This window comes from Bosea sp. 124 (assembly GCF_003046175.1).
Taxonomy (GTDB): Bacteria; Pseudomonadota; Alphaproteobacteria; order Rhizobiales; family Beijerinckiaceae; genus Allobosea.
In genome coordinates, this window is the sequence record NZ_PZZM01000001.1 from 5001706 (window position 1) to 5020523 (window position 18818).

At 67.3% G+C, this 18818-nt stretch carries 20 protein-coding genes; 11 read left to right on the forward strand and 9 right to left on the reverse strand.

The window, feature by feature from the left end; translation table 11 throughout:
• Positions 1-31: 31 nt before the first annotated feature.
• Positions 32-1066 (forward strand): 4-hydroxythreonine-4-phosphate dehydrogenase PdxA, encoded by a 1035-nt coding sequence (pdxA, locus tag C8D03_RS23640; RefSeq protein ID WP_248308602.1) that lies wholly within the window; start codon positions 32-34, stop codon positions 1064-1066.
• Positions 1063-1911, forward strand: coding sequence for a 16S rRNA (adenine(1518)-N(6)/adenine(1519)-N(6))-dimethyltransferase RsmA (gene rsmA, locus C8D03_RS23645; protein WP_108050219.1), 849 nt, complete (start codon positions 1063-1065; stop codon positions 1909-1911). Before pdxA ends, rsmA begins: the two co-directional genes overlap by 4 nt.
• A gap of 9 nt (positions 1912-1920) precedes the next feature.
• On the opposite strand, the gene gmk is transcribed toward rsmA, so the two are convergent.
• The 7 genes from gmk to fabD all read right to left on the reverse strand — a co-directional run bounded on the left by gmk (position 1921) and on the right by fabD (position 8716).
• Positions 1921-2574, reverse strand: a complete 654-nt coding sequence (gene gmk / locus C8D03_RS23650; RefSeq protein ID WP_108051943.1) for a guanylate kinase — start codon at positions 2572-2574, stop codon at positions 1921-1923.
• 6 nt (positions 2575-2580) lie between these two features.
• Positions 2581-3462 carry a YicC/YloC family endoribonuclease gene (locus tag C8D03_RS23655; RefSeq protein WP_108050221.1) on the reverse strand — a complete coding sequence of 294 codons (882 nt, stop codon included), beginning with the start codon at positions 3460-3462 and terminating at the stop codon, positions 2581-2583.
• Between the two features lie 112 nt (positions 3463-3574).
• Positions 3575-4954 (reverse strand): endolytic transglycosylase MltG, encoded by a 1380-nt coding sequence (mltG, locus tag C8D03_RS23660; RefSeq protein WP_248308603.1) that lies wholly within the window; start codon positions 4952-4954, stop codon positions 3575-3577.
• Positions 4955-5149: 195 nt separating this feature from the next.
• Positions 5150-6421 (reverse strand): beta-ketoacyl-ACP synthase II, encoded by a 1272-nt coding sequence (fabF, locus tag C8D03_RS23665; RefSeq protein WP_108051944.1) that lies wholly within the window; start codon positions 6419-6421, stop codon positions 5150-5152.
• A gap of 55 nt (positions 6422-6476) precedes the next feature.
• Positions 6477-6710, reverse strand: a complete 234-nt coding sequence (locus C8D03_RS23670) for an acyl carrier protein (RefSeq protein ID WP_054207921.1) — start codon at positions 6708-6710, stop codon at positions 6477-6479.
• A 257-nt stretch (positions 6711-6967) separates the two neighbouring features.
• Complete coding sequence (fabG, locus tag C8D03_RS23675) at positions 6968-7705, reverse strand: 3-oxoacyl-[acyl-carrier-protein] reductase (RefSeq protein WP_108050226.1); 738 nt, start codon at positions 7703-7705, stop codon at positions 6968-6970.
• A gap of 75 nt (positions 7706-7780) precedes the next feature.
• Entirely contained in the window at positions 7781-8716 is a 936-nt protein-coding gene (fabD, locus tag C8D03_RS23680; protein ID WP_108050228.1) for an ACP S-malonyltransferase, read from the reverse strand.
• 346 nt (positions 8717-9062) lie between these two features.
• On the opposite strand from fabD, the gene rpsF reads away from it, so the two are divergent.
• From rpsF to rplI, 4 genes are all read left to right on the forward strand, one after another.
• Complete coding sequence (gene rpsF / locus C8D03_RS23685) at positions 9063-9521, forward strand: 30S ribosomal protein S6 (protein WP_108050230.1); 459 nt, start codon at positions 9063-9065, stop codon at positions 9519-9521.
• 3 nt (positions 9522-9524) lie between these two features.
• A complete protein-coding gene (gene rpsR / locus C8D03_RS23690; RefSeq protein WP_038367644.1) occupies positions 9525-9770 on the forward strand; it encodes a 30S ribosomal protein S18 in 246 nt (81 codons plus the stop codon).
• Positions 9771-9929: 159 nt separating this feature from the next.
• Complete coding sequence (locus C8D03_RS23695) at positions 9930-10889, forward strand: DUF2232 domain-containing protein (RefSeq protein WP_108050232.1); 960 nt, start codon at positions 9930-9932, stop codon at positions 10887-10889.
• Between the two features lie 68 nt (positions 10890-10957).
• On the forward strand, positions 10958-11521 hold the full coding sequence (rplI, locus tag C8D03_RS23700) for a 50S ribosomal protein L9 (RefSeq protein WP_108050234.1): 564 nt from the start codon (positions 10958-10960) through the stop codon (positions 11519-11521).
• A gap of 74 nt (positions 11522-11595) precedes the next feature.
• Here the strand turns inward: rplI and C8D03_RS23705 are convergent, their stop codons facing one another.
• Both C8D03_RS23705 and C8D03_RS23710 read right to left on the reverse strand, forming a co-directional pair.
• On the reverse strand, positions 11596-12009 hold the full coding sequence (locus C8D03_RS23705; RefSeq protein ID WP_108050236.1) for a type II toxin-antitoxin system VapC family toxin: 414 nt from the start codon (positions 12007-12009) through the stop codon (positions 11596-11598).
• Entirely contained in the window at positions 12006-12254 is a 249-nt protein-coding gene (locus C8D03_RS23710; protein ID WP_108051945.1) for a plasmid stabilization protein, read from the reverse strand. Before C8D03_RS23710 ends, C8D03_RS23705 begins: the two co-directional genes overlap by 4 nt.
• Before the next feature lie 206 nt (positions 12255-12460).
• Between C8D03_RS23710 and C8D03_RS23715 the strand changes: the two genes are divergently transcribed.
• From C8D03_RS23715 to purF, 5 genes are all read left to right on the forward strand, one after another.
• Positions 12461-13948: a replicative DNA helicase gene (locus tag C8D03_RS23715; RefSeq protein ID WP_108050238.1), complete on the forward strand. Its 1488-nt coding sequence runs from the start codon at positions 12461-12463 to the stop codon at positions 13946-13948.
• Positions 13945-15075, forward strand: a complete 1131-nt coding sequence (gene alr, locus C8D03_RS23720; RefSeq protein WP_108050239.1) for an alanine racemase — start codon at positions 13945-13947, stop codon at positions 15073-15075. Before C8D03_RS23715 ends, alr begins: the two co-directional genes overlap by 4 nt.
• Positions 15076-15081: 6 nt before the next feature.
• Complete coding sequence (radA, locus tag C8D03_RS23725; protein WP_108050241.1) at positions 15082-16479, forward strand: DNA repair protein RadA; 1398 nt, start codon at positions 15082-15084, stop codon at positions 16477-16479.
• Positions 16480-16585: 106 nt separating this feature from the next.
• Positions 16586-17281, forward strand: a complete 696-nt coding sequence (locus tag C8D03_RS23730) for a CvpA family protein (protein WP_108050243.1) — start codon at positions 16586-16588, stop codon at positions 17279-17281.
• Between the two features lie 44 nt (positions 17282-17325).
• Positions 17326-18813: an amidophosphoribosyltransferase gene (gene purF, locus C8D03_RS23735; protein ID WP_108050245.1), complete on the forward strand. Its 1488-nt coding sequence runs from the start codon at positions 17326-17328 to the stop codon at positions 18811-18813.
• The last annotated feature ends 5 nt before the right edge of the window (positions 18814-18818 follow it).

Genomic DNA, 18818 nt, shown 5'->3' on the forward strand with positions numbered 1-18818 from the left:
GCAGCGGCGCCATGGTGACAAGGACTGCCAGATGCGCGCGGAGGCCGCGATGCCCTTGCCGCCGCTCGCCCTGACACAGGGCGACCCGGCCGGTATCGGACCCGAGCTCAGCCTGCTCGCCTGGCAGCGCCGCAAGGCTCTCGCTCTTCCAAGCTTCGCCTGCCTCGCCGATATCGACCATCTGGCGAGGCTGTCCCGACGGCTCGGACTCGACGTGCCCCTGGTCGCCTGTAGCTGGGACGAGGTCGGACGGCACTTCCCCGACGCGCTGCCGGTGATCCCGCTCGACGAGGCGGTGACTGCAGAGCCCGGGCGCCCCGACCCGGCGACGGCGCCAGGCACGATCGCATCGATCGCGCGCGCCGTCGCGGCCGTACGGCAAGGGCGAGCCGGCGCGGTCGTGACCAACCCGATCGCGAAATCGGTGCTCTACGCGGCCGGGTTCGCTCATCCCGGCCATACTGAATATCTCGCCCATCTCGCGGCCGATGGCGGGCCGCCGCCCCTTCCCGTGATGATGCTCTGGTGCGCCGAACTCGCGGTCGTGCCGGTCACCATCCATGTCCCGCTGCGGGCAGTGCCGGACCTGCTGACCACGGAGTTGATCGTCGCGACCGGGCGGATCGTCGCAGAGGGCCTGACGCGCAGCTTCGGCATCGCCGCGCCGCGGCTGGCGCTGAGCGGACTCAACCCCCATGCCGGCGAAGACGGTGCTCTCGGCCACGAGGATGCAACCGTCGTCCGGCCCGCCGTCGCGGCGCTGCGGGCACTCGGCATCGATGCCGGCGGTCCTTATCCGGCGGATACGATGTTCCATGCGCGGGCACGCGCCGGCTATGACGCGGCCCTGGCGATGTATCACGACCAAGCGCTGATCCCGATCAAGACGATCGCCTTCGACGAGGGCGTCAACGTCACACTGGGCCTACCCTTCATCCGCACCTCGCCGGACCACGGCACCGCCTTCGACATCGCTGGCAAGGGCATCGCGCGGCCGGACAGCCTGGTCGCCGCGCTAAAACTGGCTGCACGCATGGTGGCGCAGCACGAACGGGCCGCCGCATGAGCCAGATCGATACCCTGCCGCCCCTGCGCGAGGTGGTCGAGCGCCATGGGCTGATGGCGCAGAAGTCGCTGGGCCAGAACTTCCTCTACGATCTCAACCTGACCTCGCGGATCGCGCGCTCGGCCGGATCACTGGAAGGCGAGACGGTCGTGGAGATCGGACCTGGCCCCGGCGGGCTGACGCGGGCGCTGCTGGCGAACGGCGCCGGCCGGGTCATCGCGATAGAGCGCGACCGGCGCTGCCTGCCGGCACTGGAGGAGATCGCGGCGCATTATCCCGGCCGTCTGGAGATCGTCGATGGCGACGCGCTGGCGGTCGACCTCTCGAGCCGGCTCGACGGCAGGCCCGCCCGCATCATCGCGAACCTGCCCTATAATATCGGCACGCCGCTGCTGGTCGGCTGGCTCAGCCCGGAGGCCTGGCCGCCCTGGTGGACCTCGCTCACGCTGATGTTCCAGCGCGAGGTCGCCGAGCGGATCGTGGCGACGCCGGAGCAGCGGGCGGATTACGGCCGGCTGGCGGTGCTGTGCAACTGGCGGTGCGAGACGAAGATCCTGTTCGACGTGCCGCGCAGCGCCTTCGTGCCTCCGCCCAAGATCACCTCGGCGGTGGTGCAGCTCGTGCCGCGCGCCCATCCGGAGCCCTGCGACCGGCGCCTGCTCGAACGGATCACGCTCGCGGCCTTCGGCCAGCGCCGCAAGATGCTGCGGCAAAGCCTGAAGGCCGTGCTGGCGGAGCCCGGCGCATGGATCGATGACGCCGGCCTCGCACCCACCGCCCGTGCCGAGGAGGTGCCGGTGGCAGGCTTCGTCAGGCTCGCCAACACGCTGGCGGCGCGGCTCTGACGTCTGCGCTCAGGGCAGTTTCTCGGTCAGCAGTTGCTCGACGAATTCACCGAGGCCGATGGCGCGGCTGCGCTTGAGCCGCTCGGCGGCAAGGATCGAACGGACGGCCTCATAGGCCTTGTCGAGGTCGTCATTGACGATGACGTAGTCGTAGACGGTCCAGCGCGCGATCTCCTCGCGGGCGTTGGCAAGACGCTTGGCGATGACGTCGGGCGCGTCCTCGGCGCGGCGCACCAGGCGCGAACGCAGCTCCGCCATCGAGGGTGGCAGGATGAAGATGCTGACGACGTCCTCGCGCGCGCGCTCCAGGATCTGCTGTGTGCCCTGCCAGTCGATGTCGAAGAGCACATCGCGGCCCGCCTTAAGCGAAGCTTCCACGGGCTTGCGCGGCGTGCCGTAGCCGTTGCCGTGCACCTCGGCCCATTCCAGCAGTTCGTCGCGATCGCGCATCTGCTCGAAGGTCTCGCGATCGATGAAGTGGTAATGCACCCCCTCGATCTCGGAGGGGCGCTTGGCGCGCGTCGTCACCGAGATCGACAGGTCGAGATTGGTCTCACTCGGCGATTTGGACAGCGTCCGCGTCAGCGTCGATTTCCCCGCTCCCGAGGGCGAGGACATGATCATGATCAGGCCACGACGGGCCGGGCGCAGAACATCGGCCATCAGCACTCACTCCACATTCTGAACCTGCTCGCGCATCTGGTCGACCACGGTGCGCAGTTCGAGGCCGATGCGCGAGAGGCCGGCATCGCCCGCCTTGGCGCAGAGCGTCGAGGCCTCGCGGCCGAATTCCTGAGACAGAAAATCGAGCTTGCGGCCGATCGGCCCGCCCTGGTCGAACAGCAGGCGCAACGCCGCGACATGGGCGTGCAGCCGGTCGATCTCCTCGCGGATGTCGGCCTTGACCGCCAGCAGCGCCGCCTCCTGATGCAAGCGCTGCGGATCGAGCGCCTGGCTCGCCTCCAGCAAGGCGGCGACCTGTGCCGCGATGCGTTCGCGGATGGCTTCTACCCCCCGGGCCGGATGCTGTTCGGCCTGAAGCGTCAAACGCGCGATGGTTTCGAGATGGCCGGAGAGGACGACCTCGAGCGCCCGGCCCTCGCTGGCGCGGGCCTCCTTCAGGCCGAGCACGACCGATTCCAGCCCAGCCAGAACCGCCGCCTCGACGACTGTCAGGGCATCCTCGCTCTCCTCGGCGAGTTCGACCACGCCACGGATGCCGAGCAGGCCGTCATAGGATGGCGGGCGCACGGTATCCGAGGCCGGGAGACGCGCGATCGACTGCAGCAGGCCTGCCAGCGCCGCCTCGTTGATGCGGGGGCGCGGCGGGCCGGCATCGCTGGTGATCTGGAGATTGACGTGGAGCGTGCCGCGCGCAAAGGCGCCGGTCAGACGCTTGCGGGCAGCCTCCGCCAGCACCTCGAAGCCCGGCGGCACGCGCACGCGAATGTCCAGGCCACGGCCGTTGACGCTGCGAATCTCCCAGGCCCAGGCATGGATGCCCACGGTTCCGGCCGCGCGGGCAAAGCCCGTCATGCTCTCGATGGCCACGATGTCGGTCTCCGCCCCTCAACGCGGCCGGACCGTAGTGGCGGGGGCAGCGGGGAGCAAGCGCGGGCCGGCCCGCCGGTTCAGGAAAACGGGGACGGCGGCGCGCCGGGCGTCAGGGCCGGAGCGCGGGAACCTGCTTCGGCGAATTGAGATCGAAGCTCTTGTTCAGCAGCGGGTCGCGCGCCGTTCCCTCCGAGGCGTCGAAGGCGCGCGCGCGCACGCCTCCCGCGAGATTCGCCCCCTGCTGGGGTCCCGAAGCGCCGGCGCGGCGGTTGCCGGGAGCCGGCCAGGTCTCGATGGCCTCGCCCTCGGCTGGCGGCTGGCCGGGCGCTTCCGTGCGCGTGTCCGGCCCCGGGGGCGGCTCGACCTTGTCGACGGAGGTTTCCGCCGCAGGCTTGCCGGGTTCGCGGCGCGTCGCCTCGATCTGGCGCCAGCGCCCGACATTGCGGTTGTGCTGATCGAGCGTTTCGGCAAAGGCGTGTCCGCCGCTGCCGTCGGCGACGAAATAAAGATCCCTGGTGCGGGAATGATTGACCACCGCCTCCATGGCGGCCCGGCCGGGATTGGCGATCGGCCCCGGTGGCAATCCATCGATGACATAGGTGTTGTAAGGGCTGGCCTGGGTGATCTCGCTGCGCTGTATCGAGCGGCCGAGCGTGCCCTTGCCGCCGACGATGCCGTAGACGATCGTCGGGTCGGACTGGAGCTTCATCTTGCGATTCAGCCGGTTGATGAAGACGCCGGCGACGCGCGGCCGCTCATCGGCGCGCCCGGTCTCCTTCTCGACGATGGAGGCAAGCACGACGAGTTCCTGCGGCGTCTTGATCGGGAGGTCGGCCGGCTTGCGCTCCCAGACCCGCGCGAGCACGGCGCGCTGGTCGCGCGTCATGCGGTCGATGATCGCCTGCCGGCTGAAGCCACGCGGAATCCGGTAGGTATCTGGCAGGATCGAGCCCTCGCGCGGCACCTGGATGATGTCGCCCGTCAGCAGATCGTTGTCCCGCAGCCGCGCCACGATCTGCTCGCTGGTCAGCCCTTCGGGCACGGTGATCGAATGCTCGACGACCTTGCCCTCGGCAATGATGTCGAGAATATCGGCTTGGCTGATTCGGGCCTTGAACAGGTATTCGCCCGCTTTCAGCTTGGTCCAGTTGCCGCTGACCAGCGCCGAGACGCGAAAGGCCCAAGGGTGCTCGATCATGCCTTCGCGCTGCAGCAGATCGGCGATCTCCGTCAGGCCGCTGTCCTTGGGGATGATCAGGACGCGATCACTCGCGAGCGGCCCGGGCGCGCGGCTCTGGCTGCCGACCATCGCGACCCCGGCGCCGACCAGCCCTGCGACCACGAGCAACGCCGTGAACAGCCCGCTCATCATCGCAACGAAGGGGCTGCTGCGCCGACGCCGGCGCGCTTTCGGCGGCGGCGCCGGCGGTGCGACCGGCTTCAAAGCCTCGCTGGGGCTCTTCGGGGCAACGCGGGGCGAATCGTTCACGGGTCTAGCGCTCGCACTTCGGACATCATCACGGCCCAATCCGGCCAGACGGCAAAAACCGCGAACCGGAGCCTGTCGGCAAATAGCCGATTTACTAGAGCCGGATTCACGGTGCCTGTGAAAGCAAATTCGCGCTCCACAATGAGCGGAGCACTCTAACGAACATTATGGCGAAAGCGCGCTGCCCGAAGGCACTTACGCGCCATCGGCATAGCGCCGCATCACCAGCGACGCGTTCGTTCCGCCGAAACCGAAGGAGTTCGACAGAACAACGTCGATCTTCCGCTTGCGCGCGACGTGCGGAACGAGATCGAGATCGGTCTCGACGGAGGGATTGTCGAGATTGATCGTCGGCGGCGCGATCTGGTCGCGAATCGCCAGGATCGCGAAGATCGCCTCGACCGCGCCGGCCGCGCCGAGCAGATGGCCCGTCGCCGATTTGGTCGACGACATCGCCGGCTTCTTCGGAGCGTTGGCGAGCAGGCGCTCGGCTGCGCGCAGCTCGATCTCGTCGCCAAGCTGCGTCGAGGTGCCATGCGCATTGATGTAGTCGAGTTCGGAGGCTGTGATGCCGGCGCGGTTCAGCGCGGCCTGCATGCAGCGATAGGCGCCGTCGCCATCCTCGGCCGGCGAGGTGATGTGATAGGCGTCGCCCGACATGCCGTAGCCGACGACCTCGGCATAGATGCGCGCGCCGCGCGCCAGAGCGTGCTCGAGTTCCTCGAGCACGACGACGCCGGCGCCCTCGCCCATGACAAATCCGTCGCGATCCTTGTCATAGGGACGCGAGGCCTTTTCAGGCGTGTCGTTGAAATCCGTGGAGAGCGCCCGGCAGGCGCAGAAACCTGCGATGCCGAGACGGTTGATCGCCGATTCGGCGCCGCCAGCGACCATCACCTCGGCATCGCCGAGCGCGATCATGCGAGAAGCGTCGCCGATGGCGTGCGCGCCGGTCGAGCACGCGGTGACCACGGCGTGATTGGGGCCCTTGAGGCCGTGCTCGATCGAGACGTAACCGGCAGCGAGATTGCTCAGCCGGCCCGGAATGAAGAAGGGTGAGAGACGGCGCGGGCCGCGCTCCTTGAGCAGGATCGAAGCCTCGTAGATGCCGCCGAGCCCACCAATCCCGGAGCCGATGGCGACGCCGGTCGCGATCTGGTCCTCGTAACTCTCGGGCTTCCAGTTCGCGTCGGTCAACGCCTGCTTGGCGGCAGCCATGGCGAAGACGATGAAGTCGTCGACCTTGCGCTGCTCCTTCGGCTCCATCCAGTCGTCAGGATTGAAGGTGCCGTTCGAGCCGTCGCCACGCAGGATGTTGCAGGCGATACGCGCCGGCAGATCACTGCAGTCGAAACTGGTGATGGGGCCGGCGCCACTGGCGCCGGCAAGGATACGAGACCAGGTCGGCTCGACGCCGCAGGCCAGCGGCGTCACCATGCCAAGTCCGGTCACGACGACACGTCGCATCGGGAGACTGCGCGAAACCATGGCTCTTTCTGCAGCGATCGGCCAGAGCAGTCGATCAGGCGGTCTTCGACAGGAACTTGACGGCGTCGCCGACGGTCACGATCGTCTCGGCCGCATCGTCAGGGATTTCGACGCCGAATTCTTCCTCGAACGCCATCACGAGCTCGACCGTGTCGAGGCTGTCCGCCCCGAGATCCTCGATGAAATTGGCGCCATCCACGACCTTCTCAGGCTCGACGCCGAGATGCTCGACCACGATCTTCTTCACGCGCTCGGCGACATCGCTCATGGGTCTTTTCCTTAAAGATTGAAAACACGCAACGCTGGATCGCGCCGCATATAGGGACGGTCACTCCTGAATCCCACCTCACCGAAACGGTGTCGACGGGTCGGAACTCGAAGCCTGCACAAACGCAACAACCGGGTTCCCGTCAAGTCCCCCGCCTCCTGCATCGCAGCCCGACGGCGCTAGTTAACACACGAGATCATGGCTGGCGAGAGCGTCCCGAGGAGCATGGAACTTATTGAAAATCGACAGCAAGGCCTTCAAACCATTGTCATTCCGCCGTTGACGTGAAGGGTCTGGCCCGTCACGTATCCCGCCTCTCCACTGGCGAGATAGGCCACAGCGGCCGCGACGTCGGCGCCCGAGCCGAGGCGCCCCATCGGCACGTCGGAGAGGATGCCCTCGCGCTGCTTCTCGGTCAGCGACTGCGTCATCGGTGACTCGATGAAGCCCGGCGACACGACGTTGACGGTGATGTTGCGGCTGGCGACTTCGGCGGCGAGCGCCTTCGACATGCCGATCAACCCGGCTTTGGAGGCGGCATAATTGCCTTGCCCCGGATTGCCGGTGGTGCCGACGACGGAGCCGATCGAGATGATGCGGCCATAACGGCGGCGCATCATCGACTTCACGGCCGCGCGCGAGAGCCGGAAGGCCGCCGTCAGGTTGACCGCGATGACGCTGTCCCAGTCCTCGTCCTTCAGGCGCAGGAAGAGATTGTCCTTTGTCACGCCGGCATTGTTCACGAGGATATCGAGACCGCCGAGCTTCTCCTCGGCTGAGGGCACGAGCGCCTCGACCGAATCCTTGTCGGCGAGGTTGCAGGGCGCGATCACGACGCGCTCGCCGAATTCGGCGGCCAGCGCCTCGAGGGCCTCCATTCGCGTGCCCGAAAGCGCGACCGTGGCACCCTGTGCATGAAGCACGCGCGCGATGGCGCCGCCGAGGCCCCCGGTCGCGCCCGTGACAAGAGCCTTCCTGCCCGTCAGATCAAGCATCGTCTCTCCCTTTCGGCGTTCTGCCGTCTCTTGCCCGTTCAGAGCTTTTTTACCCGTTCGCGCCCTTGCGGCCGTTCAGGGTTTGTAACCTGCAACATCGTCGGCCGTTCCAACCGAGAGCGGCGTCGCGCCCGCGGCGATGCGCTTGACCAGTCCGGCCAGGACCTTGCCGCTGCCGGCCTCGACGAAACGCGTCACGCCGGCCGCCGTCATGGCCTCGACGCATTCGCGCCAGCGCACCGTACCCGTGACCTGCGCCACCAGCGAGGCACGAATCGCGTCCGGCTCGGTGAGCGGGGCTGCACCGACATTGGCCATGACCGGCACCACCGGCGCCTGCATGGCAACCTGCGCCAGCGCCGCCTGCATGGCCTCGGCCGCCGGCTGCATCAGCGTGCAATGGAACGGGGCCGAAACCGGCAGGAGCATGGCGCGCCTGACGCCGCGCTCGCCGGCCAGCGCAATGGCGCGCTCGACGGCGGCCTTTGCCCCGGACAGCACGACCTGGCCGCCGCCATTATCGTTGGCCACCTCGCAGGCCTGCCCCTGGGCCGCGTCGGCGGCGATGGCGCGCGCCAGATCGAGTTCGGCACCGAGCAGGGCCGCCATGGCGCCCTCGCCCGGCGGCACGGCCTTCTGCATGGCGTCGCCGCGAATGCGCAGCAGGCGCGCCGCATCGGCGATGCTGAAGGTGCCGGCGGCGGCGAGCGCCGAATATTCGCCGAGCGAATGGCCGGCGACGAAGGCTGCGTCGCGCTTCAGATCGAGCCCGGCTTCCGCTTCAAGCACGCGCACGACCGCGAGGCTGACGGCCATCAGCGCCGGCTGCGCGTTGGCGGTGAGGGTCAGCTCGTCGAGAGGACCGTCCCACATCAGCGCAGAGAGCTTCTGCGACAGCGCCGCATCGACCTCGTCGAACACGGCCTTGGCCACCGGGAAAGCCTCGGCGAGTGTCTTGCCCATGCCGACAGCCTGGGAGCCCTGCCCGGGAAAGAGGAACGCGGTCGTCATTCGGCTGCCTCGAATTCAAAGTTTTCTTGCGCGAATTCACCGGGCTGTCACACTGCCTTGGACGTCAAGTCAAGCGCGGGGCCGGAATATTCGCCTCCAAAACCGGGGCGGCGCACTGATTTCGGTTGCATGACGGGGCCCGAGCCTGTAACGACCGCCTCCTGTTTGTTCGGCCGGAGGCTGAACGGATGGCGCTGCGCACTCACCCTCCACGAGATCGCTCCGCAGGCTCCTTCAGGGAGTCGTCATCCCGTGTCTCCGCCTTCGATGAAATCCTGTCGGGCCTTATCCAGGGCTCGGAGGGCTCCGCGCCGAGCGAAACAGGGTGAAACGAGGAAGGCCAACCATGGCATTGTACGAGCATGTTCTGCTCGCGCGGCAAGACGTCAGCGCGCAGCAGGTCGAGACCCTTGTCGAGACGTTCAAGGGCATCATCGAGGCGAATGGCGGCTCGGTCCCCAAGATCGAGTACTGGGGCGTCAAGTCGCTGGGCTATCGCATCAAGAAGAACCGCAAGGCGCATTACTCGCTGCTGAACATCGACGCTCCCTCCGCCGCCGTGCTGGAGATGGAGCGCCAGATGCGCATCAACGAGGACGTGCTGCGCTTCCTGACCATCCGCGTCGAAGAGCTCGAGGAAGGCCAGTCGGCCATGCTGCAGAAGCGCGACCGTGATGATCGTGGCGACCGGGGCGACCGCTTCGACCGTCCCGGCGGCGGCGACCGTTTCGACCGCGGCCCGCGTCGTGACCGTCCGCGTCGTGACGACGAAGCTGCTCCTGAAACGACCGGCGCGGAGGCCTGAGCCATGTCGACTGCATCCGCTGGCGCACGCCGCCCCTTCTTCCGCCGCCGCAAGTCCTGCCCCTTCTCGGGCGAGGGCGCTCCGAAGATCGACTACAAGGATGTGCGCCTGCTCTCGCGCTACATCTCCGAGCGCGGCAAGATCGTGCCGTCGCGCATCACGGCGGTCTCCGCCAAGAAGCAGCGCGAGCTCGCCCAGGCGATCAAGCGCGCCCGCTTCCTCGGCCTGCTGCCCTACGTCATCCGCTGAGCGGATTGGAATACCCCGGCGGCGAGCGATCGCCGCCGGATACTGACCTGAATTCCACCAGTCGCCCTGTGGTGAAACTCCACCGGGTTCGTTGAGGCGGAATGCCTCTCACCCTGCCCGGCCGTCAGGCCCGGGAGCAGCGGGACAGCAGGACAACGAATGATTCCGATCGTCGGCATCGGCGCGGGCCTGGTTGCGGCCCTGCTCTTCTCAGTGGTGATCACCGGATCGCCGCTGGCCGTGCTGTTGTATTCGGCTGCCCCCCTTCCGATCCTGATCGCCGCGCTCGGCTGGAACCACCGCGCCGGGCTGTTCGCCGCAGCCGCCGGCGCGGTCGCTGTCGCCATCGCGCTCAGCCTGCCGGCCGGCATCGCGTTTGCGCTGATCATCGCCCTGCCGGCCTGGTGGATCGCCTATCTGGCCTTGCTGGCACGGACGGACGGCACGGCCGCGACTGAATGGTATCCGCTCGGCAACCTGATGATCTGGATCGCTGCGACCGCGACGATGGCGACCGTCGCCAGCGCGCTGGTGATGACGACGGATTACGAGGCCTATCGCTCGGTCATCGCGCGCATCGTCGAGAACCTGCTGGCCGAGATGGTCCGCAGCAAGATGCTCACCCTGCCGGAGGGCACCACGCAGGCCGAGCTCGCGGCAAGCGTCACGCCGCTGCTGGTGCGGGCCGTGCCGCTCGGCATCGGCGCCTCGGTCGTCACCACGATCACCGCCAATCTCTGGATCGCCGCAAAGGCCGTCCGGCTTTCGGGCCGCCTGCCACGGCCCTGGCCCTTCATCCCGTCGACGACGTTGCCGCGCCAGGCGCTGCTGCTGCTGGCGGCGGGTTTCGCCACGGCCGCGCTCGACGGCTTCGTCGGGCTGGCGGGCGTGGCCCTGGTCGGTGCCCTGCTCGCCACCTTCATGTTCACCGGGCTCGCCATGCTGCACGACCTGTCGCGCGGACAGGCCTGGCGCACCCCGATGCTCGTCAGCGTCTATGTCGCGCTCGTCGTGATGCAGGCCGTGCTGACCCCGCTGCTGGCGCTCGCCGGCGTGCTCGACACCCTTCTCGGCCTGCGCAAGCGAGCCGCGCTGCCTCCACCGCCTTCCAAGACATGACCTGAACCACCCGCCTTGACTACCAAGACCTGAACCACACCCAACCGATCTCAAAAAGGAAGAAGACCATGGAAGTGATCCTGCTCGAACGCGTCGCCAAGCTCGGCCAGATGGGCGAAGTCGTCCGCGTGCGCGACGGCTTCGGCCGCAACTACCTGCTCGCCCGCGGCAAGGCGCTGCGCGCCACCGAGGAGAACCGCAAGCGCTTCGAGAGCCAGAAGATCGAGCTCGAGACCCGCAATCTCGAGCTGAAGTCGGAAGCCGAGTCCGTTGCCGGGACGCTCGACGGCTTCAGCGTCGTGATGCTGCGCCAGTCGGGCGAGTCCGGCGTGCTCTACGGTTCGGTCTCGACCCGCGACATCGCCGAGGCGCTGATCGCCGAAGGCTTCCACGTCGCCCGCAGCCAGGTGACGCTGAACACCCCGATCAAGACGCTCGGCCTGCACACCGTCCCGGTCGTGCTGCATCCGGAGGTTTCGGTCACGGTCACCGTCAACATCGCCCGTTCGGCCGAGGAAGCCGAGCGCCAGGTGCGCGGCGAGAACGTCACGGCCCGTGAGGAGTTCGACCTCGACGATCTCGGCCTCGAGGTCGGTGCCGCGCTGGCGGAAGCCGGCGAGGACGATCGCTGAGATCGGGTTTCGACCTGCGCAATCAGAGGGGCGCCGCGAGCAATCGCGGCGCCTTTTTCACACCTGCAATCGGGTCACGAGTCCCAGGGGTTGATGACCGTCAGCCCAGTGCCGTTGAAATCCGTGACATTGCGCGTTGCCAGGCGGCCACCATTGACCAGAGCAACAGCGGCGATCATCCCGTCGGCTCCTGACATCTGGATACCGCGTCGCGCAGCCTGGCCCATGATCTCGCCATATGTCAGCGCGGCCTCTTCAGTGAATGGGAAGATGCGACCGGCAAACCGCTGCCTCAACGCATGAAGGCCGCCTTCCAGTCGTTTGGCGCGCTCGTCAGGCCTTATCTTCTGAATTCCTAATGCGACCTCGGCGATCACGACAGACGACAGCGCGAGTTCGGCATCATGGCGCGCCAGCCACGCCTCGACATGCCGCGTGGGGACGATATTCAAGATCTCGGAGATGACGTTCGTATCGACGAAAATCACAGATCAATGCCGGGGTGCGGCTTGCGATTTTCACGAATGATCGCTTCCAGATCGATGTCGGTTGCGGCTTCCGCGCGCAACCGCGCGTAAAACTCCGCAGCTGGCTCGCGTCCCGCCTCCCTCGCCTCGTAAAGTTCTAGAGCGCGCTCGACGACGCTTGCGACGGTGCGCTTTTCGCGCTGCGCCAGACGGTGCGCAATGTCCCGCGCCCGCGCACTGCGGACGGAAAGCTGGGGCTCGGCCATGTCGACCTCCTGGGAACCGCTTGAGAGAGTACCCCTCGCCGGACCTGCCATCAAGATGGCAGAAGATGGCTAGATGGCTGAATATCCTGTCGTCGTCTGACAGGGGTCCGCTTCAGACTGTGGACAATTCGGACTACTCGACGACGAATGTTGCGTTCCCCTCTCGTTCTCTTTCGCTATCACTCAGCGCTGACTTATCCAAGGCCATGGCCACAGCAACCGCCCTCGTCGCCCGCCTCGAAACCCGCGAGGCCGAATACCGCGTCCAGCCTCACAACATCGAGGCGGAGCAGGCGCTGCTGGGCGCGATCCTGGTCAATAACGACGCCTTCTACCGCGTCTCCGACTTCCTGCTGCCGGACCATTTCTTCGAGCCGATCCATCAGCGCGTTTTCGAGCTGACCTCGAGCCTGATCCGGGCCGGCAAGATCGCGACGCCGATCACGCTCAAGACCTTCGTCGGCGAGATGGACCTCGGCGGCATCACAGCCTCGCAATATCTCGCGCGCCTCGCGGCTGAGGCCACGACGGTCATCAATGCCGGCGATTATGGTCGCACGGTCTATGATCTGGCGGTTCGCCGCCTGCTGATCGGTGTCGGCGAAGACCTGGTCAACGTCGCCTACGACGCGCCGGTCGAGATGGCGCCGCGCGAGCAGATCGAGGAAGCCGAGCGCAAGCTTTACGAACTCGCCGAAAAGGGCCGCTACGAGGGCGGCTTCCAGAAATTCGACGGGGCGCTCTACACCGCCATCGAGATGGCCGCCAACGCCTATCAACGCGCGGGCGGTCTGTCGGGTCTGTCGACGGGCCTGCGCGATCTCGACCACCGGATGGGCGGCCTGCAGCACTCGGACCTGATCGTGCTCGCCGGCCGCCCGGCCATGGGCAAGACCTCGCTTGCCACCAACATCGCCTTCAACATCGCCAAGGCCTGGCGTGGCGAGCGCCAGACCGATGGCACGATCAAGACGGTCGATGGCGGCATCGTCGCTTTCTTCTCGCTCGAAATGTCGGCCGACCAGCTCGCCACCCGCATCGTCGCCGAGCAGTCGGGCATCTCCTCCTACAAGATCCGGCAGGGCCGCATCACCGAGGCCGATTTTGCCAAGCTGACCGATGTCGCGGCACAGATCGAGAAGCTGCCGCTCTATATCGACCAGACCGGCGGCATCTCGATCGCCCAGCTCGTCGCCCGTGCCCGCAGGCTGAAGCGCCAGAAGGGCCTCGACGTCCTGTTCATCGACTACCTGCAGCTTCTCTCCGGCTCCTCCAAGAACAATCAAAACCGCGTGCAGGAGCTGACCGAGATCACGACCAGCCTGAAGGCGCTGGCGAAGGAACTCGCGGTTCCGATCGTTGCGCTCTCGCAGCTCTCGCGCCAGGTCGAAAGCCGCGACGACAAGCGCCCACAGCTCTCCGACCTGCGCGAATCCGGCTCGATCGAGCAGGACGCAGACGTGGTGATGTTCGTCTATCGCGACGAATATTACCTCAAGGGCAAGGAGCCGCGCCCAAACACGCCCGAACACGCAACCTGGCTCAACGAAATGGAGCTGGCGCATGGCGTGGCCGAGTTGATCATCGGCAAGCAGCGCCATGGCCCGACCGGCGCGATCGCGCTGCAGTTCGACGCCGAGGTGACACGCTTCTCCGACCGAGCCGACGACATGCGACTTCCGGACCGCGAATGACGATTTTCGATACGCCCGATGCCGAAACCTGCGGCACCATCCTGACGATCGACCTCGGTGCGCTCGTCGCGAACTGGCGTTCGCTGGGCGAACGCGCGGGGACCGAAGCTTCCGCCGTCGTCAAGGCCAACGCCTATGGGCTGGGCCTCGAACCGGCCGTGACGGCGCTGGCTGCCGCAGGCTGCGAGAGCTTCTTCGTCGCCCATCTCTCGGAAGGCGTCCGAGCCCGCGCCGTTGCACCGCGAGCTGCGATCTATGTGCTCAACGGGCTCCTGCCGGGCAGCGCCGGCCGCTATGCCGAGCATGATTTGTCGCCGGTCCTCGGCTCGTCCGAGGAATTGCAGGAATGGGCGGCATTCCGAGCCTCCGGGGCGGCGGTCAGGCCTGCCGCCTTGCATCTCGACACGGCGATGAACCGTCTCGGCATCTGGCCGGGCGAGGGCATGAGCCTGATGCGTGCGCTCAAGGCCGACATCGACGCTGCCGGAATCGGGCTGGTGATGAGCCATTTCGCCTCTTCGGAAGACGAGAACGACCCGGCCAATGCGCGCCAGATCGCGGCCTTTTCCGAGATTGCGGCCGCTTTCCCCGGCATTCCCGCCTCGCTGAAGAACTCGTCGGGGCATTTCCTGAAGGACTGTCCCTCCTACCAGCTCACCCGGCCGGGCTATGCGCTCTATGGCGGCAATCCGACGCCCGGCCTCGCCAATCCGATGCGGCCCGTCATCGCTCTGACCTCGCGCATCCTGCAGCTTCGCGATGTCGAGGCCGGCATGCAGGTCGGCTATAACGGCCGCTGGACGACCAAGCGGAAGAGCCGGCTCGCCACGATCTGCCTCGGCTATGCCGACGGCTATCCGCGCAATGCGAGCTGGACCGACACGAGCACGGGTGGCTCGGCGATCGCCGGTGGCGTCGTCTGCCCGTTCGTCGGCACGGTCTCGATGGATCTGATCATCGTCGACGTGACGGAGGCGCCGGCCGCGCAAGCGAAGCGCGGTGACCCGGTCACGCTGATCGGCGGCCCGCTCGATCTCGAGACGGTCGGTGCCGGTGCCAAGACGATCGGCTACGAGATCCTGACCAGCCTCGGCCGGCGCCATGCGCGCCGCTATCTCGGGCTCTAGCCGCGCGTGGCGAAACGCGGCCCGACCTACACCTGCCAGGCCTGCGGCGCGGTCTATCATCGCTGGCAAGGCAAATGCGACGCCTGCGGCACCTGGTCGTCGCTGTCCGAGGAGGCGCAGGCCGCGCCGGTTCCAGGCGCGCGCGGCGCCTCCGGTGGCAGGGCCAGGGGACGCGTCTTCGCCCTGGAGAGCCTGAAGGGCGACACGCTGGATGCGCCGCGCATCGTCTCCGGCATCGGCGAACTCGACCGCGTCACCGGCGGCGGTTTCGTGCCGGGCTCGGTGCTGCTGATCGGCGGCGATCCCGGCATCGGCAAGTCGACCCTGCTGATGCAGGCCTGCGCCGCACTCGCCTTGTCGGGCCGCCGCGTCGTCTATGTCTCGGGCGAAGAATCGACCGGGCAGGTGCGCCTGCGAGCCGAGCGCATGGGACTGGCGGACGCGCCGGTCGATCTCGCCGCCGAGACCAATGTCGAGGACATCATCGCGACGCTGGGCCAGGGCAACCGCCCTGCCCTCGTCGTGATCGATTCGATCCAGACGATGTGGTCGGGCGAGGTCGAGAGCGCGCCGGGCACCGTGACGCAGGTGCGTGGCTCAGCCCAGGCGTTGATCCGCTATGCCAAGACCAGCGGCGCCTGCCTGATCCTGGTCGGCCATGTTACCAAGGACGGGCAGATCGCCGGGCCTCGCGTGGTCGAGCACATGGTCGATGCGGTGCTGTCGTTCGAAGGCGAAGGGGCGCACGCCTTCCGCATCCTGCGCGGGCAGAAGAACCGCTTCGGCGCGACCGACGAGATCGGCGTCTTCGAGATGACCGGCAAGGGCCTGTCCGAAGTCGGCAATCCCTCCGCACTGTTCCTGGCCGGCCGGGACCAGGCGGCGCCGGGCGCGGCCGTCTTCGCCGGCGTCGAGGGCACGCGGCCGGTCCTGGTCGAGATCCAGGCGCTGGTTGCGCCGACCTCGCTCGGCACACCGCGCCGCGCCGTCGTCGGGTGGGAGAACAGCCGCCTCGCCATGGTACTGGCCGTGCTGGAAACGCATGGCGGCCTTCGCCTCGGGCAGCACGACGTCTATCTCAACGTCGCCGGCGGCCTGCGCGTGAACGAGCCGGCCGCCGACCTCGCGGTCGCCGCCGCGCTGGTCTCCTCGCTCACCGGGGCGATCCTGCCGCCCGAATCGGTCTATTTCGGCGAGATCGCGCTGTCGGGGGCGATCCGCCCGGTCTCGGTCGCCGCCGCTCGGCTGCGCGAAGCCTCCAAACTCGGCTTCGAGGCGGCGCTGATGCCGTCCGGCGGAGCGGACGCCGGCGACGGCGGCGGCCTCAGCCTGAGGCGCTTCGGCCATGTCACGGAACTCGTTGCCGATATCGCCGCGCGTGCACCTCGCAGAGATGTGAAATGACGGCGCCGCAATAGTGACGCAGACGGCACGAACGCGTATAGCAAAGCCGATGCGGCCAGCCCATTTCTTGCAGGCCATTCCGAGACCATAACGAAGCGGCTCATCCATGCCTGTGACCATCCTCGATCTCGTCGTCATCGGCGTGGTTCTGATCTCGGCTTTGCTGGCAGCCGTGCGCGGTCTGACGCGCGAGGTGCTCGCGATCGCCTCCTGGGCGGCTGCGGCTGCGGTGGCCTGGGTGTTCCACCCGCAGGTACTGCCGATCCTGAAGCAGTACATTCCCAACGACACGATCGCGCTGATCGCCTCGATCGCCTCGCTCTTCCTGGTGACGCTGATCGTCGTCTCGCTGGTGACGGCGCGGATTTCCGACTTCGTGCTCGATTCGCGCATCGGCGCGCTCGACCGCACGCTCGGTTTCGTGTTCGGCGCGGGGCGAGGCGTGCTGCTCGCGGTGATCGGCTATCTCTTCTTCGCCGCCCTGATGGGCGACAAGAACATGCCGGCCTGGGCCAAGGACGCCAAGGCCAAGCCCATGCTCGAGGAAACCGGCCGGTCGCTGCTGGCGATGCTGCCGCAGGACGTCAACGCCGATTTCGTCAAGAAGCTGCTGAAGCCCAAGGCCGAGGGCGAGCCGACCGAGGCGCCGGCGGAAGAGCCGCGCCAGCCCGCGACGCCAGGAACGCCCTCTGGCACCGACCCGCAGCGCCGCACCGAAGTGCCCAATGCCGCCGACCGGCAGGCGCTGCAGCGCGCCATCGACGCCACTCGCCCGACGACGCCTGCCCCAACCCGTCCCTAATTTGCGCGTAAAGACCCATCGTCCGAGCCGCATGGAGCCTTTGTATGATCTCGAAACCCGAGACTGAGGCCGCCGAGACCGAGGCCGCTTTCGATCCCAACGCCGACAGGCTGCGGGAGGAATGCGGCGTGTTCGGCATCTTCGGCCATGCCGATGCCGCGGCGCTGACCGCGCTTGGCCTGCATGCTCTGCAGCATCGCGGCCAGGAGGCGGCGGGCATCGTCGCCTTCGACGGCACGCGCTTCCATTCGGAGCGCCGGCTAGGCCTCGTCGGCGACGCCTTCTCGGAAGCCTCGGTGATCGAGAAGCTGAAAGGTGCGCAGGCCGTCGGCCATGTGCGCTACTCGACCACGGGCGAGACGATCCTGCGCAACGTCCAGCCGCTCTTCGCCGAACTGCATGGCGGCGGCTTTGCCGTTGCCCATAACGGCAACCTGACCAACGGGCTGACGCTCAGGCGCAACCTCGTCCGCGACGGCGCGATCTACCAGTCGACCTCGGATACCGAGGTGCTGCTGCATCTCGTCGCGCGCAGCCGCAAGCCGCGCTTCATCGAGCGCTTCGTCGAGGCGATCCGCCAGATCGAGGGCGCCTATGCCTTCGTCGGCATCACCAACAAGAAGCTGATCGGCGTCCGCGACCCGCTCGGCATCCGGCCGCTGGTGCTGGGCGAGCTTGACGGTGCGCCCATCCTGACCTCGGAAACCTGCGCGCTCGACATCATCGGCGCGAAGTTCATCCGCGAGGTCGAGAACGGCGAGGTCGTGGTGATCTCGGAGGACGGCATCGAGAGCCACAAGCCCTTCCCGGCCGTGCCCGAACGGCCCTGCATCTTCGAGTACATCTATTTCGCCCGGCCGGATTCGATCGTGAAGGGCCGCAGCATCTATGAGCGCCGCAAGGCGATGGGCGCGCAGTTGTCGCTAGAAGCGCCGGCCAGTGCCGACGTGATCGTGCCCGTGCCTGATTCCGGCGTGCCGGCGGCGCTCGGCTTCGCGCAGGCGAGCGGCATCCCCTTCGAACTCGGCATCATCCGCAACCACTATGTCGGGCGCACCTTCATCGAGCCGACGCAGAAGGTCCGCGAACTGGGCGTGCGCCTGAAGCACTCGGCCAACCGCTCGGTCGTCGAGGGCAAGAGCATCGTGCTGGTCGATGATTCGATCGTGCGCGGCACGACCTCGCTCAAGATCGTGAAGATGATGCGCGAGGCCGGCGCCCGCGAGGTGCATTTCCGCATCTCCTCGCCGCCGATCACCCATCCGGACTATTACGGCATCGACACCCCCGACCGCGAGAAGCTGCTCGCCGCGACGCATTCCCTCGAGGAGATGCGCCAGTTCGTCGGTGCCGATTCGCTGGCCTTCCTCTCGGTCGACGGGCTCTACCGCGCCATGGGTCATGAGCGCCGCGACCCCGTCCGGCCGCAGTTCACCGACCATTGCTTCACCGGCGATTACCCGACCTCGCTGACCGACGTGATCGGCGAGAGCGCCAAGCAGCAGATCTCGCTTCTTGCCGAAGCCGGCTGAATCTC

Bases quoted from the DNA above. Each gene is read 5' to 3' on its own strand.
- alr (WP_108050239.1), top strand. From the start codon at position 13,945: ATGACGATTTTCGATACGCCCGATGCCGAAACCTGCGGCACCATCCTG.
- C8D03_RS23670 (WP_054207921.1), bottom strand. From the start codon at position 6,710: ATGAGCGATGTCGCCGAGCGCGTGAAGAAGATCGTGGTCGAGCATCTC.
- rpsR (WP_038367644.1), top strand. From the start codon at position 9,525: ATGTCGACTGCATCCGCTGGCGCACGCCGCCCCTTCTTCCGCCGCCGC.
- purF (WP_108050245.1), top strand. From the start codon at position 17,326: ATGATCTCGAAACCCGAGACTGAGGCCGCCGAGACCGAGGCCGCTTTC.
- C8D03_RS23710 (WP_108051945.1), bottom strand. From the start codon at position 12,254: ATGGCCGAGCCCCAGCTTTCCGTCCGCAGTGCGCGGGCGCGGGACATT.
- fabF (WP_108051944.1), bottom strand. From the start codon at position 6,421: ATGCGACGTGTCGTCGTGACCGGACTTGGCATGGTGACGCCGCTGGCC.
- fabG (WP_108050226.1), bottom strand. From the start codon at position 7,705: ATGCTTGATCTGACGGGCAGGAAGGCTCTTGTCACGGGCGCGACCGGG.
- pdxA (WP_248308602.1), top strand. From the start codon at position 32: ATGCGCGCGGAGGCCGCGATGCCCTTGCCGCCGCTCGCCCTGACACAG.
- C8D03_RS23695 (WP_108050232.1), top strand. From the start codon at position 9,930: ATGATTCCGATCGTCGGCATCGGCGCGGGCCTGGTTGCGGCCCTGCTC.
- fabD (WP_108050228.1), bottom strand. From the start codon at position 8,716: ATGACGACCGCGTTCCTCTTTCCCGGGCAGGGCTCCCAGGCTGTCGGC.
- rsmA (WP_108050219.1), top strand. From the start codon at position 1,063: ATGAGCCAGATCGATACCCTGCCGCCCCTGCGCGAGGTGGTCGAGCGC.
- rplI (WP_108050234.1), top strand. From the start codon at position 10,958: ATGGAAGTGATCCTGCTCGAACGCGTCGCCAAGCTCGGCCAGATGGGC.
- gmk (WP_108051943.1), bottom strand. From the start codon at position 2,574: ATGGCCGATGTTCTGCGCCCGGCCCGTCGTGGCCTGATCATGATCATG.
- rpsF (WP_108050230.1), top strand. From the start codon at position 9,063: ATGGCATTGTACGAGCATGTTCTGCTCGCGCGGCAAGACGTCAGCGCG.
- C8D03_RS23715 (WP_108050238.1), top strand. From the start codon at position 12,461: ATGGCCACAGCAACCGCCCTCGTCGCCCGCCTCGAAACCCGCGAGGCC.
- C8D03_RS23730 (WP_108050243.1), top strand. From the start codon at position 16,586: ATGCCTGTGACCATCCTCGATCTCGTCGTCATCGGCGTGGTTCTGATC.